This is a genomic window from Wolbachia endosymbiont (group A) of Alloplasta piceator (genome assembly GCF_964028505.1).
GTDB lineage: Bacteria > Pseudomonadota > Alphaproteobacteria > Rickettsiales > Anaplasmataceae > Wolbachia > Wolbachia pipientis.
On sequence record NZ_OZ034793.1, the window covers coordinates 1219333 to 1233520 of the forward strand.

General features: G+C 34.0%; 14 protein-coding genes. 7 read left to right on the forward strand and 7 right to left on the reverse strand.

The window, feature by feature from the left end:
• Window positions 1–2 precede the first annotated feature (2 nt).
• On the forward strand, window positions 3–935 hold the full coding sequence (locus ABWU31_RS06090; protein ID WP_006279615.1) for a tyrosine recombinase XerC: 933 nt from the start codon (window positions 3–5) through the stop codon (window positions 933–935).
• Here ABWU31_RS06090 and ABWU31_RS06095 read toward each other — a convergent pair.
• The 5 genes from ABWU31_RS06095 to grxC form a co-directional block, all read right to left on the reverse strand.
• A complete protein-coding gene (locus ABWU31_RS06095) occupies window positions 880–2379 on the reverse strand; it encodes an ankyrin repeat domain-containing protein (protein ID WP_353271197.1) in 1500 nt (499 codons plus the stop codon). The genes ABWU31_RS06090 and ABWU31_RS06095 overlap by 56 nt on opposite strands.
• Window positions 2380–2464: 85 nt before the next feature.
• Entirely contained in the window at window positions 2465–3403 is a 939-nt protein-coding gene (trxB, locus tag ABWU31_RS06100) for a thioredoxin-disulfide reductase (RefSeq protein ID WP_077188227.1), read from the reverse strand.
• A complete protein-coding gene (locus ABWU31_RS06105) occupies window positions 3390–3989 on the reverse strand; it encodes a peroxiredoxin (RefSeq protein WP_012673206.1) in 600 nt (199 codons plus the stop codon). The genes trxB and ABWU31_RS06105 overlap by 14 nt, the downstream gene beginning before the upstream one ends.
• 702 nt (window positions 3990–4691) lie before the next feature.
• Complete coding sequence (locus ABWU31_RS06110) at window positions 4692–5564, reverse strand: hypothetical protein (RefSeq protein WP_007550039.1); 873 nt, start codon at window positions 5562–5564, stop codon at window positions 4692–4694.
• 115 nt (window positions 5565–5679) lie between these two features.
• Window positions 5680–6018 carry a glutaredoxin 3 gene (gene grxC / locus ABWU31_RS06115; protein ID WP_007550037.1) on the reverse strand — a complete coding sequence of 113 codons (339 nt, stop codon included), beginning with the start codon at window positions 6016–6018 and terminating at the stop codon, window positions 5680–5682.
• A 68-nt stretch (window positions 6019–6086) separates the two neighbouring features.
• On the opposite strand from grxC, the gene ribF reads away from it, so the two are divergent.
• The 4 genes from ribF to ABWU31_RS06135 are packed head-to-tail and all read left to right on the forward strand — an operon-like array spanning window position 6087 to window position 10168.
• Window positions 6087–7019 (forward strand): riboflavin biosynthesis protein RibF, encoded by a 933-nt coding sequence (ribF, locus tag ABWU31_RS06120; RefSeq protein WP_010082493.1) that lies wholly within the window; start codon window positions 6087–6089, stop codon window positions 7017–7019.
• The gene (gene lspA / locus ABWU31_RS06125; RefSeq protein WP_006279329.1) at window positions 7016–7492 is read left to right on the forward strand and encodes a signal peptidase II; all 477 of its coding nucleotides are present in this window, start codon (window positions 7016–7018) and stop codon (window positions 7490–7492) included. Before ribF ends, lspA begins: the two co-directional genes overlap by 4 nt.
• Window positions 7493–7521: 29 nt before the next feature.
• Window positions 7522–8862 carry a M16 family metallopeptidase gene (locus ABWU31_RS06130; protein WP_353271198.1) on the forward strand — a complete coding sequence of 447 codons (1341 nt, stop codon included), beginning with the start codon at window positions 7522–7524 and terminating at the stop codon, window positions 8860–8862.
• Window positions 8849–10168: a M16 family metallopeptidase gene (locus tag ABWU31_RS06135; protein WP_353271199.1), complete on the forward strand. Its 1320-nt coding sequence runs from the start codon at window positions 8849–8851 to the stop codon at window positions 10166–10168. The genes ABWU31_RS06130 and ABWU31_RS06135 overlap by 14 nt, the downstream gene beginning before the upstream one ends.
• Here the strand turns inward: ABWU31_RS06135 and purN are convergent.
• Entirely contained in the window at window positions 10162–10728 is a 567-nt protein-coding gene (gene purN, locus ABWU31_RS06140) for a phosphoribosylglycinamide formyltransferase (protein WP_338976849.1), read from the reverse strand. The two genes, ABWU31_RS06135 and purN, sit on opposite strands and share 7 nt — an antisense overlap.
• A gap of 304 nt (window positions 10729–11032) precedes the next feature.
• On the opposite strand from purN, the gene ABWU31_RS06145 reads away from it, so the two are divergent.
• The gene (locus ABWU31_RS06145) at window positions 11033–11449 is read left to right on the forward strand and encodes a hypothetical protein (protein ID WP_006279382.1); all 417 of its coding nucleotides are present in this window, start codon (window positions 11033–11035) and stop codon (window positions 11447–11449) included.
• Here ABWU31_RS06145 and ABWU31_RS06150 read toward each other — a convergent pair.
• Window positions 11442–11972, reverse strand: coding sequence for a Na+/H+ antiporter subunit E (locus ABWU31_RS06150; RefSeq protein WP_077188223.1), 531 nt, complete (start codon window positions 11970–11972; stop codon window positions 11442–11444). The two genes, ABWU31_RS06145 and ABWU31_RS06150, sit on opposite strands and share 8 nt — an antisense overlap.
• Before the next feature lie 116 nt (window positions 11973–12088).
• On the opposite strand from ABWU31_RS06150, the gene ABWU31_RS06155 reads away from it, so the two are divergent.
• Entirely contained in the window at window positions 12089–14086 is a 1998-nt protein-coding gene (locus tag ABWU31_RS06155; protein ID WP_353271200.1) for an ankyrin repeat domain-containing protein, read from the forward strand.
• Window positions 14087–14188: the final 102 nt, after the last annotated feature.

Genomic DNA, 14188 nt, shown 5'->3' on the forward strand with positions numbered 1-14188 from the left:
TTGTGGACCTCGGTTCAATCATTGAAAAATGGTATGAGTGGCTGAGGTGCAACAGATCTTATTCACCAAACACTTTAGAGTCATACATGAGGGACTTGAAGGATCTTATAAGTTTCCTAAATACTCACATTGGTGGAGAAGTAAATGTCGGCACTTTGGAAAAATTGAGCGTACCTGAGTTAAGAAGTTGGCTTACCTCTCGTTACGCAAGAGGTGTGAATGCAAGATCTAACGCTCGTGCATTGTCAGTAATCAGAAATTTTTTCAAGTACATAAAAAACAACTACAATATAGACAATGAAGCTGTATTTTCCTTATCAAGGCCAATTCAGAGAAGAACTTTGCCCAAAGCATTATCAATACCTAATATAAAAACTTTATTGAAAGAAATGAAACTATCCGATCTGGGCGAATCTTGGGTGGTAAAAAGAGAAATTGCGATTATCGTCCTGCTATATAGTACAGGCTTAAGAATCAGTGAAGCGTTGAACCTTAGGGTTAGTGATATTAACAATGAAAGTTTAATAGTAACAGGTAAGGGAGATAAACAAAGGCAGGTATTCATTCTTCCGGTAGTAAAAAAATGTATACAGGAATATGTAAAAACCTGTCCTTATCTTGGCATTAATGATGAAGCACAATATCTTTTTTTAGGAGTAAGAGGAAAAAAATTGGGAAGAACTTATGTGGCTAATCGTTTGCAGAAAATAAGGAGAATATTAAATCTGCCAGAAATCTTATCTCCACATGCATTTCGTCATAGTTTTGCTACTCATTTGCTTCAGGAAGATATTGACATAAGATCAATACAACAACTGCTTGGTCATTCGAGTCTTGAGACCACTCAAGTTTACACTCACCTCAATTATCAAGATGTTTTTAATATGTATAAGAATTTCCAACAAAGTTTGGAGAAGAAGCCAAAACCCTTGTAACTCGAGGATTATCTGTGGCACTACCAGGTCCTATGTCTTTTTCATCTCCTTTGTATAAAAAATATCCTACTAAAAGAAGAACCAGTGCAACTGCTGTAAGACAAGCACCTATTACTGGATAATCGTATAAAACTGCTAAACATGCACCAACAGCAAACGCTCCAGATAATACAAAAGCAGCAGAAGCGTAGTTGCTTTGTTTTTTACCAGGAGAAATTGCTTGCGAGGGTTTTTCGTTTTTATTACTCAGACTTTCAGTACAGAGCCGTCTATTTTCTGATGAAAGCCTATCTCTTTCTTCAGTCAGTCGAGCTACTTGATTAGTAAGAGCGCTAATCCTTGCTTGCTGACTTAATTTCTCTTGCTTTGCACTATCCAGCTCTTGCTCTGTTTCTGCAAGTTGAGCTTTTATTTTTTCAAGCTCAATTACAACTTCTTGAAAAGCCCGCTCAAAACCTGCTGGTATATTATTCGTATTTGCCACAGGTTGTTCCACACTTGCAGGAAATTTTTCATTTAGATAATTTTTAATGGACTCGATTGGATTATCAACATTTCTCAATGCAGCAGTAACAATTGCACGATTTATGAAGCAATTATCCTTTACCAATTCTTTTACATCATCTAGATCTTTTCTATTAATAGTACCGGTTAATCGCTCTTTAATGGCTTGTTCAATTATTTGCTTCACCCATGGATTTTTCTCTATATCTTGTATTGGCTTTATTTGACTAAAATCTAGGTCTTTATGTTTTAAAAGTTTAGTCAATACTTCTTCGTTATCTTGTGTTATTCCTCGTAAACACGATTCGATAATTAAGCTAAGCGGTGTTTCTATTTCTTCATTGTAGGTTCTTTTCCAGCAATTAGGGTTAAGCTCTTGATTTAATAGTCTTTTCGCTTGGTAAATATTTCCGCTAGAAAGAGCATCTAATAATTCTTTTCCTTTTCGTGCTTTTGTTATTTCCATTGTAAGATGCGAAAAATCTTTCCTCTGCTCTCTCCCAATTTGTTCAATATATTCTTTAGGAGTATAACTTCTGTGTGTCCCATAACGATCTCCATAAGAATTTTCAGTGCCTAGACCTAATTCAGGATGTCTAAGTAACATCTGTACAAAATTCCTATTTTCCATGCGAAAGGCTAGATGTAGAGCTGTACTGCGTTCTTTAGTTTCTTGAGCATTAATATTTAAACTTTGATGTTGTAAAAGCAACATCATCATTTTTAAGCATATAGGGCTGTCATCACCATTCATGATAATAGTCATTAGTGGTGTATATCCCTCATCAAACGCATTAACATCCGCATCTCCTTCCAAAGCTTGTCTAAAATCTTCTAGATTTTCATCATCAATAGCTTTAAATAACTTTTGTGTCGGTGCATCTAGAGTTCTCTGATATCTGTAACCATTAGTATTTGTCCTATTCTCTCCATAAAGCATATTAAACCCATCTAATAATTTACTAACATAATTATGTAAAAGAAAAGGAAAATTGCAAGCAATTTATCTAAAATCCTAGAATTAACTACGACTCCAAAAACTTTTCTGCATCAAGCGCAGCCATGCATCCTGTTCCTGCTGCAACTACTGCCTGACGATATACCTTATCTTGAACATCACCTGCAGCAAACACTCCTGCTTTACTAGTTAAAGTTGTTCCAGGTTTTGTAATTATGTAACCCTGTTCACCCATTTCAACAAAGCCTTTAAAAATACCCGTATTTGGTGCATGCCCAATTGCAATGAACACTCCATCGACTTTCAATTCTTGAGCTTCCGTTGATTTAACTATAATACCAGTAACTTTCTTCGGATTTTCTTCTCCAAGAATCTGCTCTACGGTATGGTTCCACATTACTTTTATTTTATCATTTTTAAAGAGTCTATCTTGCATTACTTTTTCCGCTCTTAATTTATCACGCCTGTGTATTAATATCACTTCTTTGGCAAATCGAGTTAAAAATATTGCTTCTTCAACAGCAGTATTTCCACCACCAATCACGGCTACAACTTTATTCCTAAAAAATGCACCATCACAAGTTGCACAAGCCGAAACTCCGTAACCTTGAAATTCCTTTTCACTCTTGAGACCAAGCCATTTTGCTTGCGCACCGGATGCAATTATAATTGCATCCGAGTAGTAGTCATTGATATTACCCGAAGATCTAAATCTATACTCATTAGAATCCTCAAGTTGTTCAACGCTTTTTATCTCATCATCTATTATTTTTGCTCCAACCTTTTCTGCATGCAACCTCATCTGCTCCATTAGTTCTGGACCCTGTATTGAAACAAAACCAGGATAATTTTCAACATCTGTAGTAATTGTAAGCTGACCACCAGGCTGCATTCCCGTTACTACAATTGGCTCTAAGTTTGCACGTGCTGCATATATAGCGGCAGCATAACCCGCTGCCCCAGATCCAATAATAAGAACTTTTGTACTAAATTTATAATTCTTCACTGTATGAGTTTAGATAATCAGCTACTCCTTCATCGCTTGCCTGCATTGCTGGCTTACCTTTTTTCCACCCTGCTGGACATACTTCACCATGCTCTTCATTATGTTTAATTGCATCAACGATTCTAACGAATTCATCGATATTACGCCCTAAAGGCAAATCATTTATCGATTGATGACGTACAATAAATTTATCATCAATAACGAAAGTTGCTCTCAGCGCAATTGAGTCATCATATAAGACCCCATAGTCTCTTGATATAGACTTTTTGATATCAGACACTAAAGTGTAGCTAATCTCTCCAATACCACCATCATTAACTGGAGTGTTTCGCCATTTATAATGTGAAAATTTTGAATCTACACTTATTCCTATCACTTCAACACCACGCTTTGCAAACTCATTTATTCTATTATTGAGCGATATCAATTCAGTTGGGCAAACGAAAGTAAAATCAAGTGGATAGAAAAAAAGGACAGCATACTTATTTTTTATGCGCTTACTCAGACAGAAATCATCAACAATTTCTCCGTCAGAGAGAACAGATGAAGCAGTAAAATCGATAGCAGATTTTGTTACAAGATTCATAATTAACCTATTCTTTTAAAATAACTTCAATTTTACATCTTGATAAACTTATATGCAAGTTTTCTTTGGTTTTAGTCCTATAAAAACTTCCTAAAATAGCTCTTCTTTTTTACCGATAAGATACAATCCAGGTTGGAATACTGAGTTGGTGAGTATAAAATTCTACGTCATGCCAGCGCGAACCGTCATACCGCGATTCATTCGCGGTATCTCTAGATCCCGCTAACAAGTAGTGGGATGACGGTTGTCGTTTAGCTATAAATGTTAAAAAATTTACCAAACAAAAAAAAGGCAAAAGAAACCCTAGGGTAGCTAGTTATTCACTATCCATTTTTTAAGTTGGCGTTTTTTTATGTTTTAAATGCTTTATAAGCGCATTTTAGCTTATATTAGGTAAAAACCTAGAAGTTTTATAAAGACATAAGGTGCACATAGTGCAAAAAATTAAACATGGGACGCCAGATACGTGAGTTTTTTTGTCATTTAATCTGTACAGAGAAGATAAATAAATAGCTTCAGTTTCATGATAAGGGAGTTGGCGGAGTTTGTCAAGTAAGTTTTTCGCTTCTGCGGGCTACTTGAATAACGGCTACAATGTTCATACAGCTATGTACATAGCTGGAACCCAAAAAAAGAACCAAGTAGCCAAGGCTACTTGGATGACAAAAGGTAATACAAGAAATCTATTGGCTCTCGTATATCTTAGTGAAACTTAACAAGTTTATCTATAGTTTTAGTGATGATTCTTGGAGTATCCGGAGAAACTGCTGAGCTCAGCCTATTTAACCGCTCTATAGCGAACTCGCTATTCTCATTTGCTATGAAATCACATAAAATATTTTCTATATCCTTAGTAACACTTTCATGCTTTCTCAGAGGATGATTATGTGGATACCTACTGATGGTTTTGATACTGGAATACTCAACAAAAGCTTGATCCTTAAAAGCAAGTTGTCTCAATTTCTCTTTGAATTTTCCTTCTTCCTCTTTTGCTAAAAGGCGAGACTTTATCAGTGATTTTATAATCAAATTTATAGCTTGATGTATTTCAGAATGCACTATAACTTTAATGGTATTTTCTTCTACTATACAATCATAAATATTTTTTTCGCTCTGTAACGACTCTATTAATTTCTTGCTACTTTGTGAATTCAATTCCAAATTCTCCTCACTCATAGGAGTTATTATGAAGGTGTTCTTACTCACTCTGATGTTAAATTGTGGAGAGCCTTCAGAAAAGGAAAATGCTACATCCTTAAATTCAAGTGCATGATTGTATGCAGCAAAAAGGGTGTGTGCTATAACACTGCTGGGCACCTTCATTCCATGTTTACTCAGGTGGTTCAATACATTTTCAACCTCATGATATGTAAAGTCTGTATCTTTTAGCAATTCAACAACTTCTATGCCGTTGTGTTGTTTATACTCTATTCTCACTTCTTCTGTAAAAAGTGTTTTAGCTGCTATATGTTTATCAAGCACTGTGAAAATCTTGATGAAATTCTCTAAATCTTGTTTGTTAACTAATTCGATACTAATTAAGTTTCTGCTAATAATTGAAATATTTTTTGTCATTTTTTCCCACTAAAAAAACTCACTGAATGAATTGTATTTTTAATTCATTAAGAATTGTTTAAAGTGAGCATACTAGTTTTCATTTACGTATTACACGACAAAACAAGATAAAAAGTTACATAAAATCATCATGTGGTATAACACACTCTCCACATTCATCATTGCTGTTTGTGTAGGTTGTGACATCAGTGTGATTGTCATTATTATTTAGCATATCATCCAACTTTCCTTCTTTTTCAAGATCCATCAATTTGTCACACCCCCCAATGTGCTTATCGTTGATAAAAATCTGTGGAACTGTTCTAACGTTATACTTTGATTTTATGTCGTTAAATAGATCTGAGTTTTTGAGCACATCAATTTCTTCATACTTCACACCTTTTTTATCTAGTAAATCCTTTGCCCTTATGCAGTATGGACAGCCCTTCTTTACATATATCACAACATTTTTCACAATTTATCTCCGTAGCTTACTAAAATATAGTTATTATATATAAGAAACATGTAAAAACATCAAATTGTATGAAAATTATTTATAATTGTGAGCAAGGGATAGAAAATAATATAGCACTAACCTTCGGAAATTTCGATGGCATTCATTTAGGACACGAGTTTGCAATTTCTACTCTAAAGAAGGTAGCACAAGAAAGAGGATTACCCTCTGCAGTTTTAACTTTTGAGCCTCACCCATCAACTGTTTTATTTGGTAGAAACAATTTTAGGTTAATAGACCAAGAACAAAAAAAGGAACTAATCAGCAGCTATGGTATAGATTACTTATATATTATTAATTTTAATAGAGGTTTTTCTGAGGTTAGCTGCGATGACTTTATCAGTGAGATTTTAATAGATAAATATGGCGCTAAACACATAATTGTCGGAGAAAATTGCACTTTTGGTCATAAACGATTGGGTAATATATTAACTCTAGAGAAATATTCTGAAATATATGGATACTCTTTGACTAAATTAGAGCCATTAACAATTGACGGCAAAATTTGCTCTTCTTCTTCAATAAGGGAGTATGTACAAAGGGGCGAAATAGAAATTGCTAATAAATTGCTCGGCAGGCCTTATCAAGTTTCTGGTGTTGTGACAAAAGGTGCATGTAGAGGTAGAGAAATAGGATTTCCAACCATAAATATTCCTATAGAAGATTGCATGATAAAACCTAAGTTTGGCACATATTACGCTAGAGTGACTTTTCCTGATAGTAATCCAAATTGGTTATATGGAGTAGTCAATATTGGTATGAGACCTACTTTTAAGGATCTGAAAAAGCCTATAATAGAAATGCACATATTCGATTTTGATGAAGACGTATATAGTCATAAAGTCAATATACAACTTTTAAAATTCATAAGGTCAGAAAAAAAATTCCATAGTATTGAGGAGTTAACAAAACAGATAAATTATGATATACTTAAAGTTTATAGGTTAAAGGCAAATTTATGAAAAAGTTATGCTTAGTTGTTATATTAATTATAGTATTGATTGACCAAACGAGCAAATTGTACATAAACTCATTGATTGATGAAGGAGAATCAATTGAGATCGCTAGTTTTATAAAACTAGTTGAAGTTTGGAATTCAGGTATTAGTTTTGGAATGTGTAGCGCTTTACCACATGGCGGTTTCTTTTTTTCAGCATTTTCAATACTAATAATTGGTATACTTGCATATTTGATATACAAGTCTGACGATCAGTCAACTTACCTTGGTTTTTCTCTGATGATTGGTGGAGCAATCGGAAACGTAGTTGATAGGATCTATTGGGGAGCTGTATATGATTTCATATATTTTCATATTGATGATTGGTATTGGCCAGCCTTTAATTTAGCAGATTTATCTATAGTTTGTGGAATGTTTACATTGTTATATAAGTGGTATATATACGATATGCTTATTTCTAAACAAAATGAGGAATAAAATAATTGTTTTTATATTAGGTCGAAATAATGCTTCATAAGTTTTTTAGTTTTCTTATACTACCTGTACTTTTTTTTACTTACCCAATTTCTTCGAATGCTTTAAACATAGAGCACAACATAAAATATACTAAACTCAGTAACGGACTAGATGTTTATGTTGTTTCTAATCATCGGATTCCAGCCGTTTTACATGCAGTAATATACAAAGTTGGGGGAATGGATGATCCAATCGGCAAAGCAGGATTGGCTCACTACTTTGAACATTTAATGTTTGAAACTACAGGAAAGTTCACAGATATAGAAGCCACTATGAGTAGCATTGGGGCTCAATTTAACGCGTTTACCACTAAAGAGTATACTTGTTATTATGAGTTAGTCCCCAAAAAAGATTTACCACTGGCAATGGAAGTTGAAGCAGATAGAATGGGCAGCTTTAATGTTACTCAAGACAAAATAGATAGAGAAAAAAACATTGTACTGGAAGAAAGAAAAATGAGATTTGATAACCAACCTCATAACTTGTTGTGGGAAGAAATGGATAGTGCATTTTACCGTAATGGCTATGGTAGATCTGTTATTGGCTGGGAGAGCGATATCAAAACTTACAATCAGGATGACATAGTGAGGTTTCAGGATAGTTATTATCACCCTGGTAATGCAATATTGCTGATTGTGGGTGATGTGGAACTTGATGAAGTAGTGAAATTAGCAGAAGAAAAATATGGCGAAATTAAAGCTAAGCCTGTAATGAGAAATTACCCAAATCAGGATCCAGTGCATAATGCAGGTCTATCGGTGACCTTAGAGAGCACTGAAGTAAAAGAACCAGTTTTATATTTTCGTTATCGTGTACCCTTATTTGAGCATATAAATGAAGCTTCCGCTGCTCATTTAGCGGTTGAAATTTTAGGTGGCGGCAAATCCAGCAAACTGTATAATGATCTGGTTTTAGATGAAGATGTGGCAGTATCAGTGTTTGCTTATTATAATAGCCTAGCTTTTAGTGATGGCTACATTGATATTCAGGTCATTCCAAAAAGCGGAGTTAATTTAGATATTGTTGAAAGAGAGTTAGATAATGCTATTAATAACTTCATGTATAAAGGAATAACGGATGAGGAGTTGCAAAGCTCGAAATATAGATACAAAGCAGCACAGTTTGATAATCTATCTGACTTAACTCATATAGCGATGTTCTATGTGCCACACCTTGCACTTGGTATTCCACTTGATGAAATAGATATTTCATATAGCAAAATAGATGATGTTAATTTAGAGGATGTAAATAACAAAATTCGTACTATCTTTTCTTCCAATAAGTTAATTGGTCGTTTATTACCAAAAGGAGATAACAATGAGAATAAGTAAATTTGTACTTCTGTTTTTTTTCTGCCTAAGCTTTAATTTACAAGCAAGTGGTAGCTTAAATATAGAGGAGGTCACTACCCGTAAAGGATTTAAGTTTTTATTTGTCGAAAACTGTGCTTTACCAAAAGTTTCACTGAATATATCATTTAAAGATGCAGGTTATGTGTATGAGAGTGCAGAAAAACAGGGGCTTGCTTGGTTTACTTCTCTTGTAATCCAAGAAGGGGCAGGAGAAAATGACGCTAAGGATTTTGCAAAAAAACTGAAGATCAAAGGAATAAATTTACTTTTTTACCCCGATTTAGAAAGTTTCGGAGTGTCATTAGAAACTTTGTCTGAAAATTTAGAAGAAAGTATTTCACTACTTAGCGATGCTATAATACGTCCTAAAGTTGACCCTGAAGGGTTGAATAGAGTTTTCGAGAAAGCCAAAGTTGATTTTAATAATCTTGAAAAAAATCCTTATTTTGTTGCTGGAAAAGAATTAGATACGTTATTGTTTAAAAAACATCCTTACTCAAAAAGTGTGTACGGTACTCTTGATACTATAATGAGCATTACTAGAGACGATGTTTTAACATACATAAAGCGTAATTTTGCTAAAGATAACATAGTTATCAGTGTTGCTGGTTGTGCAAAAAAAGAAGAAATTATTACGCTATTAGATAAATATTTATCTAAATTGCCGTCAAAAAGATCAAAAGTGAGAAAAATACCTGTGAAAAATGATTTTGGTTCTGTAGAAAGTAAGAACATTTTTATGGATATACCACAAAGTGTGATACTTTTTGCTCAAAAAGGTATAGCTTATGAAGATCCAGACTACTATAATGCTCAAGTTTTGGTTAATGCGCTTGGTGGTATGGGGCTGAATTCAGTGCTGATGAAAGAGCTAAGGCAAAATCTTGGAATTACTTATGGTATTAGTGCCTCTATGGCTAGTTATACGCATGCAAATATTATAGCCGGAGGTTTAAGTACTGATAGCTCTACTGCCAGTCAATCCATATCTGCAATAAGAGATACATTGAGCAGGATAAAAAAGGAAGGAATTGATGAACAATTATTTAAAGATACAAAAATTAGTATGGTAAATAATTTTATCTTTTCCCTATCTAATAACGCAAACACAGCAGTGTTCTTGGCTAGTATGCAGGTACGTAATCGCGATATTAATCGTCTAAATAATTTTGTAAGTCTCATTAATGACGTAAAGCTAGAAAAAGTAAACGAGCTGGCAAGTTCTTTACTGGAACCCGAAAATTTATTTTTCGTTGAAGTTGGAAAAAACGCTCAGGGTCAATAATTAATACTTTCTGCTATTGATCTTACTGCTTTTACATAGCACTTATGCTCCTCAGCTAGAATGCGTTCTGAGAGGCTTTGAATATCATCAGCTAGTAACACTGGCACAGCAACTTGAGCAATTATGGCTCCAGCATCAACTTCAGGAGTGACATAATGTACAGTACAACCTGTAATTTTTACACCTGCTTTTAGAGCTTGCTCTTGAGCGTTTAGGCCTTTAAAAGACGGAAGTAAAGAGGGATGAATATTTATCACCTTGTTATGCCATTTACTCAGAAAATCAGCTTTGAGAATTCTCATAAACCCTGCAAGGCAAATTAAATCAACCTTATGTTGAACAAGTATTTCGTGAATTTTACCAGCATCAAGCGGTTTATCTTTAACAATAAACGCTGAGATTCCTGCTTGCTCTGCTATTTTCAGACCAGCAGCTTCGCTATTATTTGTGATAACACATGCAACTTCTGCGGAAAAATTCTGATCTTGACATGCTTCTATTAAGGCCTGCATATTCGACCCCCCACCTGAAATTAGTATTCCGAGTTTTATCTTTTTCATTATAGCACAGTTAGTTTATAATTTAGTTAATACTAACAAAACAGCTCAAAAGGAAAACTTATTTTATAGCAAAGAAGGCAGACTAAACTCTTTATATAAGTGGACCTCTAATTTTGGACCTCACTGGACAACACAAAATAACGAATAGCCCCATGTATCCAGCTAAAACTAGCTTTAATGCTTAGATATTGTGCTATTTTTGTATAATATACCACTATAAGTATATATTTTTGTAATCGCGTTATTATTTATTTAACAAAGTATTAGTATAATTTATTACACTGGATTAAATGGAGAAAGTTCAATGAGTAAATTACCGAACAATGCAAAAATAGGTAAATCTCAGGTTACTCAGTGGGAGGTAATAAAAAATTGTGAATATGCTGATAATTGCTTGTCAAAAATAGTAACTTTGTACGTTATTAGAATAACTCAGCTATCAGATTTTTATACGAGTGACGAACCTGAAATTAACACTGTTTTAGCAAGAATAAGCGTGACAAGTGAAAATGTATTTTTAAACAAGGCTACTACTATTGAAGTTATGGAAGGTATTTTTCCGTATAAATTTAACAGCAAGAAGAGAAATAACATATTAAGGTTAGAAGATTTATATAATTATTTATGTTCTATTGTTAATAATAGCCTTCCAAAAGAAATGCTTGAAAGTCTTGTAAGGGAATATAAGGATGCTGTTAACTTATTTAAAGCAATTACTTAACTGAACGTAGTATTTTTAAGATTTTGTTTTCTATTTCAGAAATGCCGCTTTCAAGGTTTTTATCTATCAAGCATATGGTAGACAAATACGTTTTTTGCTTGCTTTCAACATTGATAGTTAAAGTTCCGGGAGTGATTGTGACTGAATTGGCAAATAACGCAATGCTTTCGTCATTATGCCCTTTGCATTTTCTTAGGATAATAATCGGTTCAAGCTTAGATTTGAGTTGTAGCACCTTTTTTGTTACATAAACACTTGATAAAATGATTTGGTACATTAACCACGGTATATAACTTACTAACTTATAAAACGATAGTCTACTCGTACTATTTAAAATCTGGCTAAGAGCTCTTTCAGCGTTTATCAGCCTTCTAAAGATAAACGATGTGAATATAGAGGAAAACACTCCACAAAAAATAAAAAACGGCTCAAAATAACCAGACAATACAGTCCATAGAACAAATAAAATTATAAATGACAGAGAAAAAAACTTGATTTCCTTCCTAAAGTTGAGGTTTTTCATAGTCTGTAATATAACTTAAATGACTCTTTAAGGAAAGATAATAACGAATATTTAGGTTCTTGACTTCTATGTTGAAAGATATAACAACTAAGTTATGTTTTTTAAGTGAGGAAGTTATGAAATATGACAAATTTATGGAAATATTAAAAAAAATAAATGACCTTTCAGATTTGAGCAAGGACAATATAGTTGAAAAAATAAAAGCTAAGTTACAAGAAGAAGATCCAGATTTATGTCAAGAGTGGGAAAAGAGTAAACCTGACAACGATAGTGGATCTGACATAAATTACATATTTACTATATCTTGTGGTCAAAATTCTAAGAAAGTCAAATTGTTACATCTTGCTTCTTATTGGAACTATGCAAATGTAGCAAAAGCTCTGATTGAAAACGGGGCAGATATTAATGCAGAACATGATAATAAAATTACTCCTTTACATATTGCTGCTCACTATGGCCACAAAGATGTAGTAACCATTCTAACTGGAAAAGGAGCAATTGTTGATGCAAAAAATGGTGATGGATGGACTTCTTTACATTTTGCTGTTGAAAAGAACCACGAAAATGTAGTAAACACTCTAATTGGAAAAGGAGCAAATGTTAATGCAGAAAATGATAAAGGATGGGCTCCTTTACATCTTGCTATTACAAATGGCCACAAAGAGATAGTACAAGTTCTATCAAAAGCAGAAGGAATCAACGTTGATGCAAAAAATAGTGATGGGTGGACTCCTTTACATCTTGCTGCTGCAAATGGCCGCGAAGATATAGTAGAAACTCTAATTGAAAAAGGAGCAGATGTTAATGCGAAAGATCATTATAAATGGACTCCTTTAACATTTGCTTCTCAAAAAGGCCATGAAGTGGTAAAAGGAGCTCTATTAAAGGCACAAGAGAACATCAAAGCTTTGCTTTCAGCTGTTAAACATAATAATGAGGAGGAGGTGAAAAACCTATTAAATAAAGGAGTAAACGTTAATGCAAAAGATGATGATGGATGTACTCCTTTACATCTTGCTGCCAGAGAGGGCTGCGAAGATGTAGTAAAAATTCTCATTGCAAAAGGAGCAAATGTTAATGCAAAAGATGATGATGGATGTACTCCTTTACATCTTGCTGCTGAAAATAACCACATAGAGGTAGTAAAAATTCTAGTTGAGAAAGCAGATGTTAATGCAGAAGGTATTGTGGACGAGACTCCTTTACATCTTGCAGCCAGAGAGGGCCATAAAGATGTAGTAGACATTCTAATCAAAAAAGGAGCAAAGGTTAATGCAGAAAATGATGATAGATGTACTGCTTTACATCTTGCTGCTGAAAATAACCACATAGAGGTAGTAAAAATTCTAGTTGAGAAAGCAGATGTTAATATAAAGGATGCTGATAGATGGACTCCTTTGCATGTTGCTGCTGAAAATGGCCACGAAGATATAGTAAAAACTCTAATCGCAAAAGGAGCAAAGGTTAAGGCAAAAAATGGTGATAGACGTACTCCTTTACATCTTGCTGCTAAAAATGGCCACGAAGATGTAGTAAAAACTCTAATCGCAAAAGGAGCAGAGGTTAATGCAAACAATGGTGATAGACGTACTCCTTTACATCTTGCTGCTGAAAATGGCAAAATAAAAGTGGTGGAAGTTCTGCTACACACTGAAGCAGACCCTTCATTAAAAGATGTTGATGGAAAAACGCCAAGAGACCTTACTAAATATCAAGGTATAATTCAGCTTTTAGAGGAAGCGGAAAAAAAGCAAACGTTAAAAAATGAGAATAAAAAAACGCCAAAGGATCTTACTGAAAATAAAGATGTAATGCAGCTTCCAGAGAAAAAGGAAGAAAAACAGGTTGGAAAAAATGCAATTGTGAAAGAAAAAGAACAATCTGCAAAAAATGCAATTGTAAAAGGCGTTATTGTGTGTTTTGTAACTGCAGTGATAGTTGGTGTTGCACTTGCATTTGCTACTGCCCTATCTGTACCAGCAATAATTGGACTAGCTGCAGGATCTGCGCTCATAGTTGGTGCTGGTCAATATATAATGTCAAAGCCTAAAACTGAAATGAAAGGAGTAAAGCAGGAACTTGTATCTGGAAAGGCAAAAGAAGTACTTACTTGATTTTTGTTATCCTGTTGCTATCAGACTAGCCTGGCACCTTATATTTATTGGGATAACTGTTTTATTATGAATTAAGTCAAAAACTCTGTAATATATTGAAGC